This window comes from Lysobacter sp. 5GHs7-4 (assembly GCF_021284765.1).
Taxonomy (GTDB): Bacteria; Pseudomonadota; Gammaproteobacteria; order Xanthomonadales; family Xanthomonadaceae; genus Lysobacter.
The window spans coordinates 4651196-4674261 of the sequence record NZ_CP089924.1; the positions used below are offsets into that span (position 1 = coordinate 4651196).

At 70.5% G+C, this 23066-nt stretch carries 20 protein-coding genes; 15 read left to right on the top strand and 5 right to left on the bottom strand.

Translation table 11 applies throughout. From position 1 onward, the window contains the following. Positions 1–59: 59 nt before the first annotated feature. The 11 genes from dprA (at position 60) to LVB77_RS21055 (ending at position 11648) form a co-directional block, all read left to right on the top strand. Positions 60–1202 carry a DNA-processing protein DprA gene (gene dprA, locus LVB77_RS21005; protein WP_232908137.1) on the top strand — a complete coding sequence of 381 codons (1143 nt, stop codon included), beginning with the start codon at positions 60–62 and terminating at the stop codon, positions 1200–1202. Positions 1203–1279: 77 nt separating this feature from the next. Further along, positions 1280–1768, top strand: coding sequence for a DUF494 family protein (locus LVB77_RS21010; RefSeq protein ID WP_232908138.1), 489 nt, complete (start codon positions 1280–1282; stop codon positions 1766–1768). Between the two features lie 96 nt (positions 1769–1864). Continuing rightward, entirely contained in the window at positions 1865–2656 is a 792-nt protein-coding gene (locus tag LVB77_RS21015) for a pilin (protein WP_232908139.1), read from the top strand. 6 nt (positions 2657–2662) lie between these two features. Then, complete coding sequence (locus tag LVB77_RS21020) at positions 2663–3595, top strand: RDD family protein (protein ID WP_232908140.1); 933 nt, start codon at positions 2663–2665, stop codon at positions 3593–3595. Between the two features lie 203 nt (positions 3596–3798). Then, positions 3799–6333, top strand: coding sequence for a DNA topoisomerase I (locus LVB77_RS21025; protein WP_232908141.1), 2535 nt, complete (start codon positions 3799–3801; stop codon positions 6331–6333). A gap of 397 nt (positions 6334–6730) precedes the next feature. Continuing rightward, positions 6731–7810 (top strand): lytic polysaccharide monooxygenase, encoded by a 1080-nt coding sequence (locus tag LVB77_RS21030; protein ID WP_232910394.1) that lies wholly within the window; start codon positions 6731–6733, stop codon positions 7808–7810. Between the two features lie 301 nt (positions 7811–8111). After that, on the top strand, positions 8112–8678 hold the full coding sequence (locus LVB77_RS21035) for a Sua5/YciO/YrdC/YwlC family protein (protein WP_232908142.1): 567 nt from the start codon (positions 8112–8114) through the stop codon (positions 8676–8678). Positions 8679–8752: 74 nt separating this feature from the next. Next, the gene (locus tag LVB77_RS21040; protein WP_232908143.1) at positions 8753–9427 is read left to right on the top strand and encodes a DUF4124 domain-containing protein; all 675 of its coding nucleotides are present in this window, start codon (positions 8753–8755) and stop codon (positions 9425–9427) included. A gap of 2 nt (positions 9428–9429) precedes the next feature. Further along, complete coding sequence (locus tag LVB77_RS21045) at positions 9430–10089, top strand: DUF4124 domain-containing protein (protein WP_232908144.1); 660 nt, start codon at positions 9430–9432, stop codon at positions 10087–10089. Between the two features lie 462 nt (positions 10090–10551). Further along, the gene (locus LVB77_RS21050; protein ID WP_232908145.1) at positions 10552–11046 is read left to right on the top strand and encodes a hypothetical protein; all 495 of its coding nucleotides are present in this window, start codon (positions 10552–10554) and stop codon (positions 11044–11046) included. Further along, entirely contained in the window at positions 11046–11648 is a 603-nt protein-coding gene (locus tag LVB77_RS21055) for a TetR/AcrR family transcriptional regulator (RefSeq protein WP_232908146.1), read from the top strand. Before LVB77_RS21050 ends, LVB77_RS21055 begins: the two co-directional genes overlap by 1 nt. Positions 11649–11819: 171 nt before the next feature. Here LVB77_RS21055 and LVB77_RS21060 read toward each other — a convergent pair whose 3' ends face one another. Continuing rightward, entirely contained in the window at positions 11820–12596 is a 777-nt protein-coding gene (locus tag LVB77_RS21060; RefSeq protein ID WP_232908147.1) for an SDR family oxidoreductase, read from the bottom strand. A gap of 149 nt (positions 12597–12745) precedes the next feature. On the opposite strand from LVB77_RS21060, the gene LVB77_RS21065 reads away from it, so the two are divergent. Beyond that, positions 12746–12979 carry a hypothetical protein gene (locus LVB77_RS21065; protein WP_232908148.1) on the top strand — a complete coding sequence of 78 codons (234 nt, stop codon included), beginning with the start codon at positions 12746–12748 and terminating at the stop codon, positions 12977–12979. Between the two features lie 173 nt (positions 12980–13152). Here LVB77_RS21065 and sppA read toward each other — a convergent pair whose 3' ends face one another. Together sppA and LVB77_RS21075 are read right to left on the bottom strand one after the other, a co-directional pair. Further along, on the bottom strand, positions 13153–15042 hold the full coding sequence (gene sppA, locus LVB77_RS21070; RefSeq protein ID WP_232908149.1) for a signal peptide peptidase SppA: 1890 nt from the start codon (positions 15040–15042) through the stop codon (positions 13153–13155). A gap of 105 nt (positions 15043–15147) precedes the next feature. After that, complete coding sequence (locus LVB77_RS21075; protein ID WP_232908150.1) at positions 15148–16563, bottom strand: MATE family efflux transporter; 1416 nt, start codon at positions 16561–16563, stop codon at positions 15148–15150. A gap of 124 nt (positions 16564–16687) precedes the next feature. On the opposite strand from LVB77_RS21075, the gene LVB77_RS21080 reads away from it, so the two are divergent. Further along, entirely contained in the window at positions 16688–18187 is a 1500-nt protein-coding gene (locus tag LVB77_RS21080) for a DUF3667 domain-containing protein (protein WP_232908151.1), read from the top strand. Continuing rightward, on the top strand, positions 18184–18510 hold the full coding sequence (locus LVB77_RS21085) for a DUF4286 family protein (RefSeq protein ID WP_232908152.1): 327 nt from the start codon (positions 18184–18186) through the stop codon (positions 18508–18510). Before LVB77_RS21080 ends, LVB77_RS21085 begins: the two co-directional genes overlap by 4 nt. Before the next feature lie 176 nt (positions 18511–18686). On the opposite strand, the gene LVB77_RS21090 is transcribed toward LVB77_RS21085, so the two are convergent. Beyond that, entirely contained in the window at positions 18687–19343 is a 657-nt protein-coding gene (locus tag LVB77_RS21090; RefSeq protein ID WP_232908153.1) for a DUF3106 domain-containing protein, read from the bottom strand. Continuing rightward, complete coding sequence (locus LVB77_RS21095; protein ID WP_232908154.1) at positions 19330–20358, bottom strand: hypothetical protein; 1029 nt, start codon at positions 20356–20358, stop codon at positions 19330–19332. The genes LVB77_RS21090 and LVB77_RS21095 overlap by 14 nt, the downstream gene beginning before the upstream one ends. Before the next feature lie 440 nt (positions 20359–20798). Here LVB77_RS21095 and LVB77_RS21100 point away from each other — a divergent pair, with 440 nt between their 5' ends. Beyond that, positions 20799–23030, top strand: a complete 2232-nt coding sequence (locus tag LVB77_RS21100) for a primosomal protein N' (RefSeq protein ID WP_232908155.1) — start codon at positions 20799–20801, stop codon at positions 23028–23030. Positions 23031–23066 lie beyond the last annotated feature (36 nt).

Consider the following 23066-nt stretch of genomic DNA (forward strand, 5'->3'; position numbering starts at 1 on the left):
ACCGCAGCATGCGACGGCGCCCTAGGGCGCCGTCGTCGTTTCAGGCCCAGGCTGTGTCCATGACCGACACCGCCGCCGACCGCCACGCCCTGCTCGCCCTGATCGCCGCCGACGGACCGTGCGCACCGCGCCGCAGCCTGCTGGAACGCCATGCAGGCGCCGCTGCCGCGCGCGCGGCCGGTCCGGCGGCCTGGCGCGAGGCCGGACTGGACCCGGCCCAGATCGCCGCCCTGCAGGCGCCGGACGCGGCCGAGCTGGTGCACGCGCAGGCCTGGCTGGACCGGCCCGGCCATCACCTCATCGACTGGCGCCACCCCGACTACCCGGCCTTGCTGCGGCGCGCGCCCAACCCGCCGCTGGCGTTGTTCGTGGCCGGCGATCCGGTCCGGCTGTGGCACCCGGCTGTGGCCGTGGTCGGCAGCCGCGCGCCCACGCCGGGCGGGCGCGACAACGCCGCCGACTTCGCCCGCGCGCTGGCCGGCGCCGGCCTGGGCGTGACCAGCGGCCTGGCCGCCGGCATCGACACCGCCGCGCATCAGGCCGCGCTGGCCGCGGGCGGGCTCAGCGTGGCCGTGCTGGGCACCGGCCCGGACGTGCCCTACCCGCGCGCCAACGCGGCCCTGCACGCGCGCCTGGCCGCGGAAGGCGCGGTGGTCAGCGAACACCTGCCCGGCACGCAGGGGCGGCCCTCGCACTTCCCCTCGCGCAACCGCATCATCGCCGGCCTCAGCCTGGGCACCCTGGTGGTCGAGGCGGCGCAGCGCTCCGGGGCGCTGATCACCGCGCGCCTGGCGGCCGAGGCCGGGCGAGAGGTGTTCGCCCTGCCCGGCTCGATCCACAACCCGCTCGCGCGCGGCTGCCACCGCCTGATCCGCGACGGCGCCGCCCTGGTCGAAACCGCACAGGAGCTGACCGACGCCCTGGCGCCGCTGGCGCAGGAGCTGGCCGACAGCTTGCGACTGCGTCTGGACGCCCCCATACCTTGCAGCCACACGGCGGTCACGAGGCCCGTTCAGGATGAGCGCCTCGACGATCGCGACTACCAGTCCTTGTGGAACGCGCTCGGCCACGACCCCACCGGTATGGATGGCCTGGTCGAACGAACCGGATTGACGCCTGCCGTACTGTCCTCCATGCTGCTGCTCATGGAGCTTGAGGGTCGCGTAGCGGCGCAACACGGCCGTTACTTCCGCAACCGCTGAGTACTCCCTGCGCAGGGGCCCAGCGGTCGTCAGCCACTCCGGACCCACCGCGCCGCATGCGGCGCAGGCCGAGGGAAATGAAAGAGAGCATCCTGGACGTCCTGCTGTACCTGTTCGAGCATTACTTCACCGACGATGCGGACCTGGTCCGCGACCGCGATTCGCTCCGCAGCGGCCCCCTGTTCGACGAACTGGGCCAGGCCGGTTTCAGCCCCGCCGAAATCAACAAAGCCTTCGAGTGGCTCGATGCGCTGGCCCAGCAACGGCCCGGCGTCAGCACGCCGCGCGCCAACGGCCCCACCCGCATCTACTTCGGCCCCGAGCTGGACAAGCTCGACGTCGAGTGCCGCGGTTTCCTGATGTTCCTGGAACAGCACGGCATCCTCGACGCCGACCAGCGCGAGTTGGTGCTGGATCGGGCGATGGCGCTGGATCAGGACGAGCTCGATCTGGACGACCTGAAGTGGGTCGTGCTGATGGTGCTGTTCAACCAGCCGGGGTCGGAAGCGGCCTACGCCTGGATGGAAACGCAGATGTTCGAAGACGAGCCCGAACCGGTACATTAAGCTCGCACGAATCAAGCGCGCGGCGCCTGGGGAGGCGCCGTGCCGGCGCCGTCCCCGCGGCAGCGCCTCATCAAGGACGACTCCGGGGGGAGCGAGATGGCGGATTGGTACTACCACGATGCGGCGCAAGGCCGCGTCGGACCTTTGAGCGAACAAGACCTGCAGACCCGCTATCGCGAACGCCGCATCCAGCGCGACACGCTGGTGTGGCGCGACGGCCTGCGCGAATGGCAGCCGCTGGACCGCGTCTCCGAGGAACTCGGCCTGGACGGCATCCAGCAGGACACCGCCAAGCCGCCGCCGTTGCCGCCGGGCGGCCCGATCGGCGTCAGCGCCGGCACCGCCTATGCGGGCGCGGGCGCCTACGCCGGCAGCGCGTCCGGCGCGGGCAACGGCGCCGGCATGCGTCCCGCCTCGCCGGCCAAGCGCGGCATGTCCGGCTGCCTGATCGCGGTGATCGTGCTGGCGGTGTTGGCCGTGCCGACGGTGGGCATTCTGGCGGCGATCGCGCTGCCGGCCTATCAGGACTACACCTTGCGCGCCAAGACCATGCAGAGCTTCAACGAAGCCAACAGCGTCAAGCTGGCCGTGGCCGAGTACTACGCCGCCAACGGCCGCTGCCCCAGCAACGGCGACGAGGATTTCGGCGACCCCAGCGACTACGCCACCGCCACCACCGCGCAGATCAAGATCGGCACGATGCAGAACGGGCATTGCGCGCTGGAAATCGAGCTGCGCGGCATCGGCCCGCGCGTCGACGGCAAGACCGTCTGGTTCGAGGCGATTCCGCAGGGCGATATCCTCACCTGGGATTGCAGCGGCGGCGACCTGCCCGCGATCTACCGCCCCGGCACCTGCCGTCCGGGCACCTCCATCAGCAACGGCTGAACCGACATGACCGATTGGTACTACAGCGACAGCGACCGCAACCGTCACGGCCCGGTGCGCGCCGAAGACCTGGCCGAGCTGCACAGCCACGGCCAGCTCTCGCCCGAGACCCTGGTCTGGCGCGAAGGCATGGAAAGCTGGCGCCCCTGGCGCGAGATGATCGGCGAGATCGTGCCCGGCGCCGGCCGTCCCGCCGTCGCCGCGGCCACGTTCGCCACCGCCACCGCCGATTCCGCGCCGGACGCCGACGCCAATCCCTACGCCATCGCCGAACCGGCCTCGCCGTACTCGCCGCCGCGCGCCGCGCTGGCCGAGACCGAGCAGGTCGTGCACGGCGGCGAGATCGTCTACGCCGGCTTCTGGAAGCGCGTGGCCGCCAGCATGATCGACGGCTTCGTGGTCGGCGTGGCCGGCATGGTCATTCAGATGATCCTGATGATGGTGCTGTTCGGCGTCGGCATCGGCATGAGCGGCAGCCCGGAAAACCTGTTCGCCAGCAGCGGCGCGATCGCGATGATCGTGGCGGTCTACCTGATCCCGCTGATCATGCAGGTGGTGTACTTCGCCATGTTCCACGCCTCGGCCAAGCAGGCCACGCTGGGCAAGATGGCGATCGGCATCAAGGTCACCGACGACAACGGCGGCCGCATCTCGACCGCGCGCGGCGTCGGCCGCTACTTCGCCTACATGGTCAGCAGCCTGATCCTGGGCATCGGCCTGCTGATGGCCGCCTTCACCGACCGCAAGCGCGGCCTGCACGACATGATGGCCAGCACCCTGGTGGTCGACCGCTGGGCCTTCACCGCCTACCCGGAACGCCAGCGCCGCGAGCTGGGCACGGTCGCGACCGTGATCCTGGTGATCTTCGGCGTGCTGATCGCCCTGTACCTGGTCTTCCTGCTGTTCATGGTGGCCGCGATGGGCCTGGCGAGCCGCTGAACCTGAACGCGCGAAGCTGAATGGGAGCCCGGTCCTAAGCGGCTCCCGGTCGCACTCGCGGCGGCCCGTGCTTGACAGCCGGGGCCGCCGCATGGTCCCAATAAAAAAGGAAACCCTGAACGCCCGCGTCTTCATTGCCGCGGGCGTAGCCTTCTTTGCGTTAGTCACAGGCAGCGGGCCGGAACGGCCCCTGCGGAGCTCCAATGGCCAAGAACCTCCTCATCGTCGAGTCGCCCGCCAAGGCCAAGACGATCAACAAGTACCTCGGCAAGGACTTCACCGTCCTGGCCTCCTACGGCCACGTCCGCGATCTGGTGCCCAAGGAAGGCGCGGTCGATCCGGACAACCACTTCGCGATGGACTACGCGGTCATCGAGAAGAACGAAAAACACGTCGACGCCATCGCCAAGGCCGCCAAGAGCGCCGACAACCTGTTTCTGGCGACCGACCCGGACCGCGAAGGCGAGGCGATCAGCTGGCACATCGGCGAGATCCTGCGCGAGCGCGGCCTGCTCGACGGCAAGCCGCTGCAGCGCGTGGTGTTCACCGAGATCACCCCGCGCGCGATCAAGGAGGCGATGAACGCGCCGCGCCAGATCGCCGCGCCCCTGGTCGACGCCCAGCAGGCGCGCCGCGCGCTGGACTACCTGGTCGGCTTCAATCTGTCGCCGGTGTTGTGGCGCAAGGTCCAGCGCGGCCTGTCCGCCGGCCGCGTGCAGTCGCCCGCGCTGCGCATGATCGTCGAGCGCGAGGAGGAGATCGAAGCCTTCGTCGCGCGCGAGTACTGGACCATCGAGGCCGAGTGCGCGCACCCGACCCAGACCTTCACCGCCAAGCTGGTCAAGCTGGACGGCAAGAAGTTCGAGCAGTTCACCATCACCGAGGGCGATACCGCCGAGGCCGCGCGCAAGCGCCTGGTCGCGGCCGCCAACGGCGCGTTGCACGTCACCGACGTGGCCAGCAAGGAGCGCAAGCGCCGTCCGGCGCCGCCGTTCACCACCTCCACGCTGCAGCAGGAAGCCGCGCGCAAGCTCGGCTTCACCACCAAGCGCACCATGCAGGTCGCGCAGAAGCTGTACGAAGGCGTGGCGATCGGCGACGAAGGCACCGTCGGCCTGATCAGCTACATGCGTACCGACTCGGTCGCGCTGTCGGCCGATGCCCTGGTCGAACTGCGCGACGTGATCGCGCGCGACTACGGCACCCGCGCCCTGCCCGACCAGCCCAACGTCTACAAGACCAAGTCCAAGAACGCCCAGGAAGCGCACGAAGCGGTGCGCCCGACGTCCGCGCTGCGCACGCCCGCGCAGGTGTCGCGCTTCCTCGACGACGACGCGCGCCGCCTGTACGAGCTGATCTGGAAGCGCACCGTCGCCTCGCAGATGGTGCCGGCCACGCTCAACACCGTGTCGGTGGATCTGGCCGCGGGCAGCGAACACAGCTTCCGCGCCAGCGGCACCACCGTGGTCGACCCGGGCTTCCTGGCCGTGTACGAGGAGGGCAAGGACAGCAAGGCCGCCGAGGACGAGGACGAAGGCCGCAAGCTGCCGGCGATGAAGACCGGCGACCGCGTGCCGCTGGACCGCATCCACACCGACCAGCACTTCACCCAGCCGCCGGCGCGCTACACCGAAGCGGCGCTGGTCAAGGCGCTGGAGGAATACGGCATCGGCCGTCCCTCGACCTACGCCTCGATCATCCAGACCCTGCTGTTCCGCAAGTACGTCGAACTGGAAAGCCGCAGCTTCCGTCCCAGCGACGTCGGCCGCGCGGTGTCGAAGTTCCTGTCCGGCCACTTCACCCAGTACGTCGACTACGACTTCACCGCCAAGCTCGAAGACGAGCTGGACGCGGTGTCGCGCGGCGAGGAGGAATGGGTGCCGCTGATGGAACGGTTCTGGGAACCGTTCAAGAAGCTGGTCGAGGAAAAGAAGGAATCGGTCGATCGCAGCGAGGCCACCGGCGCGCGCGAGCTGGGCACCGATCCCAAGAGCGGCAAGCCGGTCAGCGTGCGCCTGGGCCGCTACGGGCCGTACGCGCAGATCGGCACCGCCGAGGACGAGGACAAGCCGACCTTCGCGTCGCTGCGCCCCGGCCAGAGCATGCACACCATCGGCCTGGAGGATGCGCTGGAGCTGTTCAAGCTGCCGCGCAAGCTGGGCCAGGACAAGGACGAGGAAGTCAGCGTCGGCATCGGCCGCTTCGGCCCCTTCGCCAAGCGCGGCAGCACCTACGCCTCGCTGAAGAAGGAGGACGATCCGTACACGATCGACCTGGCGCGCGCGGTGTTCCTGATCGAGGAGAAGGAAGAGATCGCGCGCAACCGCATCATCAAGGAGTTCGACGGCAGCGACATCCAGGTGCTCAACGGCCGCTTCGGTCCCTACATCAGCGACGGCAAGCTCAACGGCCGCATCCCCAAGGACCGCGAACCGGCGTCGCTGACGCTGGAGGAAGTGGTCAAGCTGATGGAGGAAACCGGCAAGCCGATGCGCGGCCGCTTCGGCAAGAAGACCGCGGCCAAGAAGGATGCGCCGGCCAAGAAGGCGGCCGCCAAGAAGACCGCGGAGAAGAAGCCGGCGGCGAAGAAGGTGGCCAAGAAGGCCGCGAAGAAGACCGCGAAGAAAGCGACCAAGAAGACCGCGACCAAGACCGCGACGGTGAAGGCGGTCGAGACCGTGGCGACGCCCAAGAAGCCGATCAGCGCGGCCAAGAAGCTGGTCAAGAAAGCTTCCTGATCGCGCGCGATCCGACACGTGGCAAACGAAAACCCCGGCCCGTCCGGGGTTTTTCGTATGCGCGCGACGCATCCGCGCAACATGCGCGGCGGTATGGCGCGCGCTGCATATCGCGGCCGCATCGGCGCGTTCCGATGCGAATGGGCATGAGCGCATAGCGAACTGCGCCACAGATTCGCGCGTCCACGCGCCCTACTATCGACGGCTAGAACAGATCGCGGCCATGTCCCGCGACACGCACGCCGCAGGACTTCCTGACCGAGGGGCTCCATCCACCCTTCCACTCTAGTCGGGAGTCGACATGACCATCCTCAACACGCGTACGCAGGCCGTATGCGCGGCCGCGCTCGCCGTCGCCGCCTTGTGGCCGCACGGCGCCGCGCAGGCGCACGGCACCATGATCCATCCTTACAGCCGCGTGTATTACTGCGCGCAGGGCAACATCGAAAATCCGACCGATCCGGCCTGTCGCGCCGCGACCCAGGTCGGCGGCACCCAGGCGTTCTACGACTGGATGAGCATCAACCAGGCCAACGCCAACGACAACCACCGCGCGGTGGTGCCCGACGGCAAGCTGTGCAGCGGCAACAACGCGACCTTCCGCGGCCTGGACCTGCCGCGCGACGACTGGCAGGCCACCGACATCGCCGCCGGCAGCTACGAGTTCCAGTTCCGCGGCACCGCGCCGCATGCGACGCGCGAATGGGCCTTCTACATCACCCGCGAAGGCTGGGATCCGAACACGCCGCTGCGCTGGAACGACCTCGAACATTTCTGCAGCATCGGCAACACGCCGGTGGTCGGCGGCATCTATCGGCTGCAGTGCACGATCCCGCAACGCACGGGCCGGCATGTGATCTACAACACCTGGCAGCGTTCGGATTCGACCGAAGCGTTCTACACCTGCATGGACGTGAAGTTCGCCGGCGGCGGCAATCCGCCGCTGCCGCAATGGCGCGATGCCGGCCCGCTGACCGCGCAGAACGACCATCCGATCGGCACCACCGTCAGCGTGCGCGTGTTCAACGCCAACGGCAGCGACGCCGAACGCATCGACACCGTGCTCATGGCCGGCCAGACCACGGCCGCCGCCTGGCCGCTGCGCGTGGCGCAGAACGTCAACGCGCAGGCCAGCACCGTGCGCATCGGCGTGCTGCAGAACGGCGCGATCACGCCGGTGCCCGCCGCCACCGGCAACCGCGTCTACCTCAACGGCAGCGGACGCACGCACCAGATCGACGTGCGCCTGCCCGAACCGCCGCAGCCGCCGGAACCGCCGGGCCCCACACCCGAGTACGACTACGTGTATCCCAACGGCATCGGCCAGTACGTGCCCGGCCAGACCGTGGTCAAGGCCAGCGACGGCAAGCTCTATGCCTGCAAGCCCTTCCCCGAAGGCTCCTGGTGCAACATCAACGCCGACGCCTACCGCCCCGGCACCGGCTGGGCCTGGCGCGACGCCTGGATCGCCTACTGAACCGCTGCGCGGCAGGGGCTCCGGCCCCTGCCGCCGCATCGGGCGGCAAAATGTGTTGGGGTATGAGCGGCGCAAGCCGCGACCACGAATCCGCAACGACGACGAAACCAATGCGCCCCCCCGAGTTCCGTGTCGCGGCTCACGCCGCTCCTGCAGTCGGAGTCGTGCGCCACACGCATGCGGCGCTTTGGGGTAGGAGCGGCGTCAGCCGCGACCGCGAATCCGCAACGACGACGCAACCAACGCGACCCGCCGGCTCCACATCCCGGCTCACATCCCTTCGTAATGCCACAATAGCCGCATGCCCCCCACGCCCCTTCCCATCGCCGACGCCGCCGCGCTGCTGCGCCGGGGCGGCGTGCTGCTCTATCCCACCGAGGCCGTCTGGGGCATCGGCTGCGATCCCTTCGACGAGGCCGCGCTGCTGCGCCTGCTCGCGATCAAACAACGCCCGGTCGACAAGGGCGTGATCCTGATCGCCGGCGCCTTGGCGCAGTTCGACGGCCTGCTCGACTGGGACGCGCTGCCCATCGACCGCCGCGGTGCCGTGCTGGCGAGTTGGCCCGGCCCGCACACCTGGATCGTGCCCACCACCGCGCGCGTGCCGCGCTGGATCACCGGCGCGCACGACGGCGTCGCCGTGCGCGTGAGCGCGCACCCCGACGTGGTCGCCTTGTGCGCCGCGTTCGGCGGGCCGCTGGTGTCGACCAGCGCCAACCTCGCCGGCGCGCCGCCCACGCCCGCGCGCGACGCACTGGACCCGGCCGTGCTGGCGCTGGCCGACGGCCTCAGCGTCGGCGAGACCGGCGGCCTGCTCACGCCCACGCAGATCCGCGACGCCCGCAGCGGCGCGGTGCTGCGCGCCTGAACGGCGGTCAACGACGCTGGCCGCCGCGCGCGCCGGCGCTTCCGCCCTAGACGGCGCGGGCGCAAGATGCGCGCATGTTCCCGCATCCGCGCCCCTGCCTGCTGTTCGCGCTGCTGGCCCTGGCCGGCGGCGCGCAGGCGGCCGAGGTCACCATCTACCGCTGCACCGATGCGCAGGGCCGGCTGAGCCTGCGCGACACGCCCTGCGCGCGCGGCGAGCAGCAGCAGACCCGGGCGATGCCGGTGCCGCGCGATCCGCCGCCGCGCGCGGCCGATCCTGTCGCGCGCACCGAACCCAGGCCGGTCGCGCCGCCGGCGCCGCGGCCGCAGGTGATCGTGGTCAACACGCCACGCCCGATGTACGAATGCGTGACGCCCGACGGCGAGCGCTATACCAGCGAAACCAGCGAAGGCAATCCGCGCTGGGTGCCGCTGTGGACGCTGATGCCGGTGATCGCCACCCGCAATCCGCTGGGCGACAACGTCGGCGGGCGACGGCCGCCGCCGTCCGAGTTCCGTCCCGGCGCGCCGCGCCCGCTGCCGCCCGGCGCGGCTTTCGCGTACCCTGCCGGCACCTGGGTGCGCGACGAATGCCACGCCCTGCCGCAGAGCGAAGTCTGCGCACGGCTGAGCGATCGCCGCTACGAACTCGACCGCCGCTACAACAGCGCGTTGCAGAGCGACCGCGTGCGCATCCAGACCGAACAGCGCGGCATCGATGCGCGCCTGGCCGACGATTGCGGAAGGTAGCGATGCAAAGCGTAAAGATGCGGTGGCTGTTGAGTTTGGCGTTGCTGTCCCTGGCCGACGCCGCGCAGGCGCAGCAGGTCACCATCTACCGTTGCACCGATGCCAGCGGCGCCCTCACGGTGCAGAACGACGTGCCCTGCCCCAAGGGCAGCAAACAGGACAAGCGCGTGATCGGCGCCGCGCCGACCTCGGCGACGCCGCCGTCGTTCGTCACGCCGATCGCGCAGCCCGCGTCCGCGCCGCCGCCGGCCGCGCCTGCATTGCCGCCGGCCACGCCGGCCGCCGCGCCCGCTCCGCCTGCGGCGCAAGCCGTGCCGGCCGCCACGGCGGCAGCCAGCGACCGCCTGCCGCCGCCGGTGCTGTTCGAATGCCGCACCTTCGACAACGACCGCTACCTCAGCGACAAGGGCGACCAGCCCGAACGCTGCGCGCCGCTGCAGACGGTCGACGTCAACGGCGGGCCCGGCGCCGGCGCCGCCTGCCAGATGGTCACCGACCAATGCCAGCGCATCGCCGACGGCGCGCTGTGCGAGAGCTGGAAGCAGCGCCTGCGCCAGGCCGAATCGCAACTGCGCTTCGGCCCCGGCGACCAGCGCGCGACCGCGCAGGCCGACGTGGAGCGCATGACCCGGATCGTGCGCGAGAGCGCTTGCGGGCAGTAGCCGCGCCGGCATCGGCGGGGCTGCATCGGCGCTGAGTCGGGAGACCATGCGTTTCGGGCCTTTGGAACTCCGGCGCTTCGAGACGGGAACACCGCGGCTGCGCGGCCTGGCATCCGTCAGCGGCCGTCAGCCTCTGCCGTAGCTCCGTCGATTCGGTGGCTCGGCGGCAGCTAAGCGGCTCGGATGCTCTACGCCCTTCGCCTACCCCACACGATCTCGCCATCCCGTCATTCCAGCGCAAGGCGGAACCCATCTTGCCTCTGCCCCCGTCGAGCAGCGGGCAGGATTTGACGCCTAAGATCATCAAAAATGCAGACAACTCCGGTCTTCATGCGCGCAAGTAGCAAACACCTCCCCATCCGAAGCGGACACTAAACCCCGGGTGGGCCGCGACAATTCGACCCGCTGGACAATCTACCTACCAGTAGGTAGATTGCGCACACCTCCCTCAAGACACCCCACATGAGCATCTCCCCGATCGGCTGGCTGCACACCCTGGGCAGCCTTCCCGCGATCCCGCTCGCCGCGTACCTGCTGTTCAAACACGGACGCATCGTCCCCGAGAGCAAAGCCGGACGCGCCTACTTCTGGTTCATGCTGCTCGGCGTGCTCACCGTGTACCCGATCGCGCATCAGCCGGTGGGCCTGGTCATCGCCACGGTCACGCTGGCGGCGCTGCTGCTGGGCTACGGCATCGCGGTGTGGAAGCCGGCACGGCGCGCGTGGGCGTATGCGCAAACCGTCGCGCTCAGCCTCAGCGTGTTCCTGCTGATGGTGCCCACCGCGACCGAAAGCCTGCGCAGACTCCCCGTCGGCGACCCGCTGGTGACGGACTTGAAGGATCCCCTGCTGCTGGGCGTGCAGGGCGCGCTGTTGCTGGCGCTGCTCGTCGGCATTCCGCTGCAGGCGCGGGCGTTGTACAAGCGCAACACCGCCCCGGACCAGGCCGCCCATTGATGTCTTCAGTCACGCCATCGCCGCCGTCGTACTCGCCCAAGGCGCTGGAGATCATCCGGTGCGCGAACCAGTTGTTGGCCGCGGGCGGCTACAACGGTTTCAGCTACGCCGACATCGCCGAGCGGGTGCAGGTGCGCAAGGCCAGCATCCATCACCACTTCCCGGCCAAGGCCGATCTGGTCAAGGCCACGGTGGCCCTGCACCGCGAGGCCACGCTGAGGGGACTGCAGTCCTTGCAACAGTCGGTTCCCGACCCGCATGCGCGGCTGGTCGCCTACGGCAGTTACTGGGCCGACTGCATCCGCGCCTCGAACCCGCCGATCTGCATCTGCGCGCTGCTGGCGGCGGAACTGCCGGCCATTCCCGCCGAGGTCGCCGACGAGGTCATGGGCCATTTCGCCGATCTGCAGGCGTGGCTAGCCGCGACCCTGGAAGAAGGCGCCGCGCAGGGCGCGATACGCCTGACCGAAACGCCGGCGGCGGAAGCGGCGATGTTCATGGCGTCGATACACGGCGCGATGCTGTCCGCGCGCGCGTTGGGCGATGCGTCGGTGTTCTGGGGCATCGCCCGTTTGGCCACCGATCGGCTCAAGGCCGCGTAGCGGTCGATGGCGGCGTGTGAGTTCCGCGTCGGCGTAACGAAGATCAAGATGGGTTCCGGCTTTCGCCGGAATGACGGTGCGGGAGATCGGAGGCGGCATGCACGTAGCGCGCATCGGCGATTCGCGCTACGTGGATCGGATTCGCGCCACGGGGATACCCGCGGCGCGCCTTCAAAACCCGTAGCGCAGAAAACCGCCGTCCACCGCGATGCATTCGCCGGTGATGTAGCCGGCCGCGGGCAGGCACAGGAAGGCGACCGCGGCGGCCACTTCCTCGGCCTCGCCGATACGGCCCAGCGGCGTGCGCAGCAGCACTTCGTCCAGATAATCCGGATCGGCGAGCTTGTCGGAGGTGCGACGGGTGCGGATGTACCAGGGCGCGACCGCGTTGACGCGCACGCCGTCCTCGGCCCATTCGACGGCGAGGTTGCGGGTCATCTGGTGCATCGCCGCCTTGCTCATGCCGTAGGGCGCGCCGGTGCGCACGTGGGTGGCGCCGGACACGCTGCCGACGTTGACGATGCTGGACGCCGCGTGGCGGGTCAGCAACGGGTGCGCATAGCGCGACAGTTCGAACGCCGAGAACAGGTTGATCTCGAACACCTGCCGCCATTCGTCCTCGGTGTAGTCGGTGCTGGCCTTGACCAGGTTGCCGCCGGCGTTATTGACCAGGATGTGCAGGCCCTCGCCGAAATCCTCGACCCAGTCCAGCAGCTCGCGACGCTGTTCCTCGTCGGCGACATCGGCCACGAAGGCCTGGACCTCGCGCTCGGGAAAATCCTCCAGCAACTCGGCGCGCGCCGCATCGAGCGCGGCGATGTCGCGCGCGGCCAGCAACACGTCGGCGCCGAAGCCCAGCAGCTCGCGCGCGATCGCGCGTCCGATGCCGGCGCTGCCGCCGGTCACCAGGGCCAGTTGCCCGTCCAATCGCCAACGCTTGGGGTCCATGCCTGTCTCCGCTGTTCCGTTGTCCGTGTTCCGCCTTGGGCGCCGCGCGGCCGCATGCGGTGATCGCCGTCGCGGTTCTGCGGCGGCCCGCGCTTGCCGCGCGCGGCCACCGGGGTAGCATAGCCGCGTCACCGACCGAGGATGCCGCGATGCGCTCACCGTCGTTCCGCACCGCCCTGTGGGCCACCGTCGCGCTGGCTCTGGCCGCCTCCGCGGGCTGCGCCCGGCCCAAGCCGCCGGAGAAGGAGCGTCCGGTCGATCCGCAGGCCACGCAGCTGCGCGACAGCATCCAGCAACCGATCCAGAAAGCGCAGGCGGTGGAAGCCGATGTGCTGGAGGCCGCGGACAAGCAGCGCGACTCGATCGAGGCGCAGGCGAACTAGGCGCGAACACCGCCTTGGCGCAGGAGCGGCGTGAGCCGCGATTCGAATCTTTCGACGGCTGCGTGATCGCGGCTCACGTCACTCCTACCACGAAGCCAGCGCGTCGATCGTGATCGTTGGCGCAAACGAAAAACCCCGCCGTAGCGGGGTTTTTCTTGCGGTACCGCGGCCCCTCAGAGCCCGCAGAAGCAATACGCCAGCGACTTCACCGGCACGCCGCGGGTGGGCTGCACCGAGCTCTGCAGGAAGCGCAGATCGGCCGCGGCCTGCGGCATGGCCTTGCCGATCAGGCCGCGCGCCAGATCGGAATCGCTGCGCAGCCAGGCCGCGCCGATGCGGCTTTCGGCGAAGCCGGCGAAGAAGCGCTCGAACGGGGTCGCGCTCTTCTCCACATAACGCAGCTGGTACGCGTCCTTGCCCAGCTTGGCGCGCTTGGCCACGTCCTCGATCGCGGTCTGCAGGCCGCCGAAATCGTCGACCAGGCCGCGCTCCTTGGCCTGCGCACCGCTCCACACGCGGCCGCGGGCGATGCCGTCGATCTGCTCCACCGGACGCTTGCGCGCGGTGGCGACCTTGCCGGTGAAATCGCGGTAGCCCTTATCGATCACCGACTGGATCACCTGGCCCACTTCCGGCGCCAGCGGACGGGTCATGTCGAAGGCGCCGGCGAAACGCGTGGTGCCGACGCCGTCGGCGCGCACGCCGACCTTTTCCAGAGTGCGCGGAATGGTCGGGATCATGCCGAAGATGCCGATCGAACCGGTGATGGTCGAGGGATCGGCGTAGATCTTGTCGGCGTTCATCGAGATCCAATAGCCACCCGATGCGGCCAGATCGCCCATCGAGACCACGACCGGCTTGCCGGCGGCCTTGAGCGCGACGATCTCGCGGCGGATCTGCTCGGAGGCGAACACTTCGCCGCCCGGCGAATCCACGCGCAGCACCAGCGCCTTGACGTTCTCGTCGTCGCGCGCCTCGCGCAGCAGCGCCGCGGTGGACACGCCGCCGACGGTGCCCGGCGGCTGCTCGCCGCCGCTGATCTCGCCCTCGGCCACCACCACCGCGATCTGCGGGCGGGTGTCGGCCGCGGCCGGCAGCGAGGCGTTGTTGAGCTGGGCCAGGTAGCCGTCCAGCGAAATCTGGCGGAAGCCGCCTTCGGCGTCCTCGTCGGCCATGCCGCGCTCGATCAGCAGGTCGTCGACCTGTTCGCGCGTCTTGAGGCCGTCGACCAGCTTCTGCTGCAGCGCGTACTTGGCCAGATCGCCCTGCGCGGCCTCGATCTGCGCCGGCATCTGGTCGATGTCGGCGGCGATCTTGGCGGCGTCGAGCTTGCGCGCCTTGGCCACGTCGGCCAGGTAGCGCTGCCACACGTCGTTCATCCAGTACAGGTCGGCTTCCTTGGCTTCCGGCGACGCGGCGTCGAGCACATAAGGTTCGGCCGCGGACTTGTACTCGCCGACCTTGAACAGGTGCACGTCGACGCCGAGCTTCTCCTGCAGGCCCTGGCGGTAGTACAGGCGGTAGCGGCCCAGGCCCTCTAGCATCAGGCCGCCCATCGGATCCAGATAGACCTCGTTGGCCTGCGCGGCCAGCAGGTACTGCCGCTGGTCCATCGCCTCGCTGAAGGCGACGACCTGCTTGCCGGAGGCGCGCACGCGCGCGATCGCGGCGGCGACGTCGCGCATCGAGGCCATGCCGCTGGCCTGCAGCTGATCCAGGCGCAGCACCACGCGGTTGATGCGCTTGTCGTCCTTGGCCGCGTCCAGCGCGCGCAACAGGTCGCGCAGCTGCACTTCGCCGCTCTTCTCGCCCAGCGCGCGGCCCAGCGCGCGCGAAGCCGGATCGCTGCTGTACTGCTCCACCAGGGTCGCTTCCGGCGCGATCACCAGGGTGGTGTCGTCCAGCAGCGGCCGGGTCCGGTCGGCGGTGACCATCGCGATCAGGAACACGAACAGCAGGAAGAAGAACACCAGGTTGAAGATCAGCCGGCGGGTGAAGTTCATCGTGTCCCAGAGGCCGACGAAAATCCGGGCCACCGGGCCGCGACGCGAGGTATCGTTCATTGCGCACACTCCATTAGACGCCCGCAGCGTACCGCGACCGGGGTATTTTCTTCATCCGCCATTCGTAACGCGGATTTTTCGCATAGGGACAACAATGGCCGGGGTTCAGGATTCGGCCGGGGCCAGAGCCGGGTCCACGGGGCCCTGCGCTGCCGCCCGCTCGGCGATCCGGCGCGGGTGGCTGGAGCGCACGAAGCGGGTGCACAGCAGGACCGAGGCCACGGTCAGGCCGGCGATCAGGCCGATCCACATGCCCTTGGGCCCCCAACCCAGGCCCAAGCCCAGGCCCGCGCCCAGCGGCATGCCTATGCCCCAGTAGGCCAGCGCGGCCAGCAGCATCGGCACCTTGGTGTCCTTGAGACCGCGCAGGGCGCCGGCCGACAGCACCTGGATGCCGTCCGGGAACTGGAACGCGGCCGCGTACACCAGCAGCGAGGCGGCCAGAGTCGCGACGGCGACATCGGCGGTGTAGAAGCGGACCAGGAAGTCGCTGGCGCCGAACAGCACGATGCCTGAGATCAGCTGGGTGCCCAGCACGATCGCGTAGCCGGCCGCGGCCGCGCGGCGCACGCCGTGCAGGTCGTTGCGGCCCAGCGCATGGCCGACCCGCACCGTGGTCGCCTCGGCCAGGCCCATCGGGATCATGAAGCACAGCGCCGACAGGTTGATCGCGATCTGGTGCGCGGCCGCCGGCACTTCGCCCAGCCGCCCGATCAGCAGCGCGGTGACGATGAACAAGCTGCCTTCCATCAGCACGGTCACGCCGATCGGCAGGCCGGTGGCGAGCAGGCCGCGGATGGTCGGCCAATGCGGCGCGTCGAAACGCGCGAACAGTTTGAGGTCGGCGAAGCGCTTGGCGTTCCACAGCACCACCGCGAACGCGATCGCCTCGATCCACAGCATGATCGCCGAGGCGATGCCCAGGCCGCCGGCGCCCATTTCGGGAAAGCCGAGCTTGCCGAAGGTCAGCACGTAGCCGATCGGCAACAGCACCAGCAGGCTGCCGGCGCTGATCAGCATGGTCGGCAGGGTCCAGTGCAGGCCCTCGGCCAGATAGCGCATGCAGAAGAACAGGGTCAGCGCGAACACGCCCCAGCGGATGCCGTGCAGGAAGTCGCGCGCGCCGGGAATGATCTCCGGCGCCATGCCCATCGGCGCCAGCGCGTGCGGGATGAAGGTGAGGAACGCGAACAGCAGCACGCCCAGGCCCAGCGCCAGCCACAACGCCTGGCGGAACAACGCGCCGATCTCGCCGCGGCGGCCGGCGCCGTCGAGCTGCGACACCGACGGCGGCACCGACAGCAGGGTGCCGATCGGAACCATCATCGGCAGCCACCACAAGGCGGTGCCGATGGTGACCGAGGCCAGGGTGGTGGTGCTGTGGTGCCCGGCCAGGACGTTGTCGATGAAGCCGATCAGGCCGGTGGACACGTGGCCGGCGACCAGGGGCGCGGCGAGCAGGGCGGTGGTGCGGACTTCGCCCGACAATCCGGGGCGGACGGAAACAGAATTAGACGACATGACGCGGAACCAGAACCACGACTTCGGCCGCGCAACCGCAAAGGGCGCTGGCGCCGGGCCATAGCAACTCGCTATCTTACCCGCTCGCCCATGAACGGCCGGGGAGCCGCAAGCGACCGGACCTATGAGCGCAGCCAACGACGAAGCCACGCCGACCCATTGCGAGAACTGCAAGGCGCCGCTGCAGGGCCACTATTGCCACGACTGCGGGCAGTCGGTGGTCAACCCGCTGCGCCACGCCGGCCACGCGCTGGAGGAAGTGTTCGAGTCGTTCTGGCATCTGGACGGCCGCATCTTCCGCACCGTGCGCGACCTGCTGTCGCCGGGCCGGACGGCGGTCAATTACCTCGCCGGTCACCGCGTGCGTTACGTGCCGCCGCTGCGGCTGTTCGTGATTCTCAGCGTGCTGACCTTCTTCGTCGCCCAGTTCACCGTGCATTTCGGCGAGGACGAGGGCAAGGCCGGCGATCGCGACGCCAGCGGCGCGCTGGTCGTCGACGGCATGAAGGTGCGACTGGGGCGCACCGGCGACCGCATCGAGGATGCGCGCAGTGTCGCGGCGGTCGAGAGCGAGCGCGCGCAGGCGCTGAAGGATCTTGAAGAGGCGCGCGCGGCGATCCCCGTCGGCCTGCCCGGCGGCGCGCGCGACGGCATCGACAAAGCCATCAAGGAAGTCAACGCGATCGCCGACAAGCGCGTGGCCCAACTGCGCGAAAAGGCGCGTCCCGACGCCGCCGCCGAAGCCGCCGGCATCGTCGCGCCCGCCGTCGAGGACGACAACGCGGCGATCCCGGCCACCATCGAGAACGCCGCCACGCTGGCCGAGCTGGAACGCCTGCGCGACGAGCGGCTCAAGCCGCTGCAGGCCGAGCGCGCGACCATCGCCGCCAAGGATGCGACCGGCCTGGCGCGCAACGCGCAGGCGATCCGCGAGCTCAACCGGCGCGCCGGCTGCCGCGCCGCGCAGCTGCAGTTGGAACATGCCTTGGACACCGAGGGCACGCTCAAGCGCAAGCCCGCGGTCGACGTGGAGACCTACGGCGACGGCGAATGCGACGAGGGCCTGACCTTCTTCGGCAACGCGCCCTGGGACGCGGAAACCAATCCGGTGGTGATGGCCGGCGCGCCGGAGTTCTTCAACCGCTGGCTCAACAAGCAGATCGGCCGTGGCTACGCCAACTTCAAGCGCGCCACCCAGGACCCTTCGCTGTACGAGCACGCCGCGCTGAGCGCGGTGCCGTCGGCGCTGTTCCTGCTGGTGCCGATGTTCGCGCTGCTGCTGAAGCTGACCTACCTGGGTTCGGGCCGCGGCTATCTGGAGCATTTGGTGGTGGCGCTGTACAGCCATGCCTACCTGTGCCTGAGCCTGCTGGCGATGTTCCTGATGTTCGGCCTGGACGCCGCGATCTCGCCGCACTGGGCCGGGTTCGGCTGGATAGCGGGTTTCGTCGAGGCCGCGCTGTGGCTGTGGATGCCGATCTACCTGCTGCTGATGCAGAAGCGCGTGTACGGCAACGGCTGGATGGTGACTCTGCTGCGCTATCTGATCGTCGGCAACTTCTACTTCTTCATGCTGATGTTCGCGGTGGGCTTCCTGATGCTGGCCAGCCTGGTGCGGATGTGAGCGCGCCATCGTCGGCCGCCGGCGTGATCTACGAAGTCGACGTCGACGTGGACGCGGCCATCGCCGACGACTACCGCGCCTGGCTGGGCCCGCACACGCGCGAGATCCTGGCCCTGCCCGGCTTCGTCGACGTGCGCATCCACACCCAACTGGAACCGCCGGCCGCGGCCGGCCGCGTGCGCCTGAGCGTGCGCTACCGCGTCGACAGCCTGGCCTCGCTGGAGGCCTATGTGCGCGAGCACGCGCCGCGCCTGCGCGCCGACGCGGTCGCGCGCTTCGGCGAGCGCTTCAGCGCCACGCGGCGGGTGCTGCGCGAGGAGTGAGCGCGGTGCGCCGTCCCGGCTGACGAGCTGGAACGAAACATTCGCGATCTGGGTGGGGCATGGCGAGAGAACGCGACAGCGTCCTCGTCGCAAACTCCTTCGCGCGATCGGCGCGACGATGCGGTTCGCCGCCGGCTCGCCGCATCCGGCGGCTTCGGCGCAGTCGGGCGACCGCGCTACTGCCCCAGCTTGTGCCAGAACCAGCCGTCGCGTTCGTCCCAGCGCGTGGCCAACAGCTCGCGGCGCAGGGCGTCGCGGTCTTGCGGCGGCGTGCGCTGCACCAGCGCCGCCAGATCCTTGCGCCGCTGCGGGCTGAGTTCGCGCAGCACCCGCAGCATCGGCTCGTGCTGCTCCGGCGGCAGCTGCGCCAGCAGCGGCTGCAAGGCAGCGTAGTCCAGGCCCAGGGTCGGCCCCAGCAACCAGCCGCGCTGCAGGCTGCCGTCCAGCGCGTCGTAACGCGCGCGCAGGGCCTGCTGTTGCTCCAGCGGCAGCGCGGCATAGCGCGCGGCCGCGCCCTGCGCCGCGGCGCGCTCGTCGGCCGGCAGCGCCTGCCAGGCGGCATAGCGTTCGCGCAGGCGCGCGCGTTCGCTCGCGGGCAGCGCATTCCAGCGCGCGGCGCGGGTCGTGTAGGCGGCGCGCTGCTCGGCGCTCCAGGCCGACCACTGCGCGGCGTTGGCCTGCAGGCGCGCACGCGCGTCGGCGGGCAGGCGCTGGGTGATGCGCTGGTACTCCGGCGGCAGGGTTTGCGCGGCAACGGTACCCAGCAGCAAGGCCAGCGCCAGCAGCGCGGTCAGGCGGACCCAGGCGCGTCGCGGGGACTCAAGCCGGCGCATCGGCGCTCTCGGTCTCGGCTTCGGTCGAGGTCTCGGCGCCGGCCGCGGCGGCGCCGGGCGCGTCGGCCGGCGGCGGTTCGGCGCTCTCGCCGGGCAGGCCCTGCGGGCCGGCGCGATCGCGCGCGGCCAGCCAGCTGTGGAACGCCAGATCGCGCGCCGCCGCCTCGCCCGCCGGATCGGCGAGCAGGGCGAAATCGCGGTCGCCGATGACGCCGGCGTCGTGACCATAGCGCTCGGCCGGCGCCTCGGCCGCAGGCAAGGGCTCCACCCGGATCGGCGCACCGCCCAGCCATGCCGGCACGCCGCCGAACGGCCACCACCAGGTCGCGGCGAAGGCCAGCACGCACAGGGCCAGCAGCAGCCACAGCGCGGCCAGCAGCCAGCGCGGCCGGCGCCGTACGGCGACCGGCGCCGCGTCGCGCGTGCCGGCGGAGGCGGTGGCGTCGCCGCGCAAAGCGGCCTCGCGCGCGGCGGTCAGGCGCGCCAACCGCTCCGGCGGCAGCGTCTTGATGCGGCGGTGGATCTGCTCGCGCAACTGCTGCCACGCCGCCGGGTCGGCGCGGCCGTCGGCGTGGTGCGGCAGCGCGCGCTGCAGGGCCAGACGGTAGGTCGGCTGGGCCACGCCCAGCGCGGCCGCGGCATCGGGCTCGGACAGGCCGGCGGCCAGACGCAGCAGCAGCGCCGCGCGCGGGCCGTGCCCGAGTTCGCCCAGACGGTCGGTGGCGTCCAATGGAATCGCGACCCGGGTGCGCTGGTGCAGGCCGGGCTGGGCCAACAACTGCGACCAGAAGCGGCGCGGCCAGTCGGCCAGGGGCGCGGCCTCGATGCCGTCGCGGAACGCGTGCATGGCCGCCGCCAGGGCGGCGTCGCCGGTGCCGGCATCGCCCGCCTGCAGCTCGGCCAGGACCGCGCCGCGACGCTCGACGCCGCGCAGAAACGCCGACAAGGCGGCCGGCGCATCGTTCTTGTGCCCGGCGCTGCCGGAGGGAGTGGAACCCGTGCCTACGGGGCTCATCGCGTACGCATCAGCATGGCCGCATCATAGCGAGGCGCCGGTCGCATAAAACCGCTTGACACCGCGCCAAATCCTGCTCCGTGAAGCAGGACGCGGCCTGCAGGAAAAAACGGTTGTGCACAGCGGTAACAGAAGCGTCATCGGCCTGGGGAAGAACCCCCAAAAAGCCTGCATTACAGCGATGTTTCACGATCAAGCCCTTGATTCCTAAAGAAATATACGCGTTGGCGATTTTTTCACCAACCTGGCTGCAGGGCTTATTCCAGCGTCGTCGCGCAGCCCTGCCGACACGGCATGCACAGATTTATCCACAGCTCGTGTGGATAAGGGTGAATTTTCTTTAAGCACCGCTACTTGCGTGCGCTTTGTCACGATGGGGGCAGCAATGATGCGCAACTGCGTAGCAGCCGGCGCGCGAGCGCGCTCGCTAGACTGAGCGCATGTCCGACGGCTCCACTCAGTCACTTACATCGGTCTGGCGGGTCGCCCTGCCCGTGCCGCTGCCGCGCCTGTTCGATTACCGCCCCGCCGACGGTGCCGCGGCGGCGTCGGCGGACGTGGGCGCGCGCGTGCGCGTGCCGTTCGGCAGCCGCGAGCTGGTCGGTGTGGTCGCCGACACCGGCCCCGCCGACGCCGGCGCGCCGGACCCCAAGCCGGCGCTGAGCCGCCTCGATGCGCAGCCGCTGTTCCACGGCGAGCTGCTCGACTCGCTGCGCTGGCTGGCGCGCTACACCCATGCCCCGCTGGGCGAGGTGTTCGCCACCGCCCTGCCCGCGCCGCTGCGCCATGGCGAGGCGCTGGCCGACACCCATGCCTGGGCCTGGCGGCTGACCGAAGCCGGCCTGACCGCGCGGCCGGGGCTGCGCGCGGGCCGCCCGCGCCGCCTCGCCGACCGCCTGCAGGACGGCGCCTGCGACGAGGATGCGCTGGACCTCACCGACGACGCGCACGATCCCGACTGGCGCGCGGCCGCGCGCGCGCTGGCCAAGCGCGGCCTGGCCGAGCGCATCGCGGTGCCGGCCAGCGCCGTCGCCGCCGCGCCGCAACCGGGCCCGATGCTCAACGACGAACAACAGGCGGCCATCGACGCGGTGCTGGCGGCGCGCGACGGCTTCGCGCCCTTGCTGCTGGACGGCGTCACCGGCAGCGGCAAGACCGAGGTCTACCTGCGCGCGATCGCCGACTGCCTGGCGCGCGGGCGTCAGGCGCTGGTGCTGGTGCCCGAAATCGGCCTGACCCCGCAGACCCTGGCGCGCTTCCGCGCCCGCCTGGGCGTGCCGGTGCACGCGCTGCATTCGGGCCTGGGCGACGGCGAGCGCGCGCGCACCTGGGCCGCCTGCCTGCGCGGCGAGGCGCGCGTGATCGTGGGCACGCGCTCGGCGATCTTCCTGCCGCTGCCCGAGGCCGGCCTGATCGTGGTCGACGAGGAGCACGACGGCAGCTTCAAGCAGCTCGACGGCATCCGCTACCACGCGCGAGACTTCGCCCTGGTGCGCGCCAAGGCGCTGAACGTGCCGGTGCTGCTGGGCAGCGCGACGCCGTCGCTGGAGTCGCTGCGCAACGCCCAGGCCGGCCGCTACGCGCACCTGCGCCTGCTGCGGCGCGCCGGCGCGGCGCAGCCGCCGCGCGTGCGCGTGGTCGACGTGCGCAAGCGCCCGCTCGACGCCGGCCTGTCGCCGGAACTGATCGAAACCATCGCACGCGCGCTGGACGCCGACGGCCAGGTGCTGGTGTTCAAGAACCGTCGCGGCTACGCGCCGGTGCTGATCTGCCACGACTGCGGCTGGAGCGCGCACTGCCATCGCTGCAGCACCCCGACCTCGCCCACGCCGATGACCGTGCACGCCGGCGGCCGGCGCCTGCAATGCCACCACTGCGGCGCGCGCCGCCCCGCGCCCAACGCCTGTCCCGACTGCGGCGGCCTGGCGCTGCAATCGCAGGGCGCGGGCACCGAGCGCATCGAGGAAGCGCTGGCGGCGCGCTTTCTCGACGTGCCGGTGCTGCGCATCGACCGCGGCACCACCCAGCGCCGCGACGCGCTGGAAAAACATCTGGCCGAGTTCGGCACCGCGCGCGGCATCCTGGTCGGCACGCAGATGCTGGCCAAGGGTCACGACCTGCCGCACCTGACCCTGGTGGCGGTGGTCGGCATCGACGAGGGCTTGTTCAGCGCCGACTTCCGCGCGCCGGAAAAGCTCGCGCAGTTGCTGATCCAGGTCGCCGGCCGCGCCGGTCGCGCACACAAGCCCGGCGAAGTGGTGCTGCAGACCCATCATCCCGAACACCCGCTGCTGAGCACCCTGCTGGCCGGCGGCTACGCCGCCTTCGCCGAGCTGGAACTGGCGCAGCGCGAGCTGGCCGGTTTTCCGCCGTACGCGCACATGGCCCTGCTGCGCGCCGAGGCCAAGGAAGCCGACCACGCCAACGCCTTCCTGCAGGCCGCGCGCGCGGCGCTGCGCGAGGTCGGCGAGGCCACGCTGGAACTCAACGGCCCGGTGCCGGCGCCGATGCCGCGCCGCGCCGGCTACCAGCGCGCGCAGCTGATCCTGTCGGCGCCGGAGCGGCGCGCGCTGCATGCCGCGCTGGACCGCGCCCTGCCGGCGATCCACGCCATGCCCGAAGCGCGCAAGGTGCGCTGGTCGCTGGATGTGGATCCGGCGGATTTGTATTGAGGCGTCGCGAAATCCCCGACATGCGCCTCCCCCTTT

Coding starts and splice junctions, on each gene's coding strand:
- sppA (WP_232908149.1), bottom strand. CDS start 15,042: ATGAACGATACCTCGCGTCGCGGCCCGGTGGCCCGGATTTTCGTCGGC.
- LVB77_RS21080 (WP_232908151.1), top strand. CDS start 16,688: ATGAGCGCAGCCAACGACGAAGCCACGCCGACCCATTGCGAGAACTGC.
- LVB77_RS21060 (WP_232908147.1), bottom strand. CDS start 12,596: ATGGACCCCAAGCGTTGGCGATTGGACGGGCAACTGGCCCTGGTGACC.
- LVB77_RS21020 (WP_232908140.1), top strand. CDS start 2,663: ATGACCGATTGGTACTACAGCGACAGCGACCGCAACCGTCACGGCCCG.
- LVB77_RS21065 (WP_232908148.1), top strand. CDS start 12,746: ATGCGCTCACCGTCGTTCCGCACCGCCCTGTGGGCCACCGTCGCGCTG.
- LVB77_RS21075 (WP_232908150.1), bottom strand. CDS start 16,563: ATGTCGTCTAATTCTGTTTCCGTCCGCCCCGGATTGTCGGGCGAAGTC.
- LVB77_RS21100 (WP_232908155.1), top strand. CDS start 20,799: ATGTCCGACGGCTCCACTCAGTCACTTACATCGGTCTGGCGGGTCGCC.
- LVB77_RS21015 (WP_232908139.1), top strand. CDS start 1,865: ATGGCGGATTGGTACTACCACGATGCGGCGCAAGGCCGCGTCGGACCT.
- LVB77_RS21040 (WP_232908143.1), top strand. CDS start 8,753: ATGTTCCCGCATCCGCGCCCCTGCCTGCTGTTCGCGCTGCTGGCCCTG.
- LVB77_RS21095 (WP_232908154.1), bottom strand. CDS start 20,358: ATGAGCCCCGTAGGCACGGGTTCCACTCCCTCCGGCAGCGCCGGGCAC.
- LVB77_RS21050 (WP_232908145.1), top strand. CDS start 10,552: ATGAGCATCTCCCCGATCGGCTGGCTGCACACCCTGGGCAGCCTTCCC.
- LVB77_RS21025 (WP_232908141.1), top strand. CDS start 3,799: ATGGCCAAGAACCTCCTCATCGTCGAGTCGCCCGCCAAGGCCAAGACG.
- LVB77_RS21090 (WP_232908153.1), bottom strand. CDS start 19,343: ATGCGCCGGCTTGAGTCCCCGCGACGCGCCTGGGTCCGCCTGACCGCG.
- LVB77_RS21055 (WP_232908146.1), top strand. CDS start 11,046: ATGTCTTCAGTCACGCCATCGCCGCCGTCGTACTCGCCCAAGGCGCTG.
- LVB77_RS21045 (WP_232908144.1), top strand. CDS start 9,430: ATGCAAAGCGTAAAGATGCGGTGGCTGTTGAGTTTGGCGTTGCTGTCC.
- dprA (WP_232908137.1), top strand. CDS start 60: ATGACCGACACCGCCGCCGACCGCCACGCCCTGCTCGCCCTGATCGCC.
- LVB77_RS21030 (WP_232910394.1), top strand. CDS start 6,731: ATGATCCATCCTTACAGCCGCGTGTATTACTGCGCGCAGGGCAACATC.
- LVB77_RS21010 (WP_232908138.1), top strand. CDS start 1,280: ATGAAAGAGAGCATCCTGGACGTCCTGCTGTACCTGTTCGAGCATTAC.
- LVB77_RS21035 (WP_232908142.1), top strand. CDS start 8,112: ATGCCCCCCACGCCCCTTCCCATCGCCGACGCCGCCGCGCTGCTGCGC.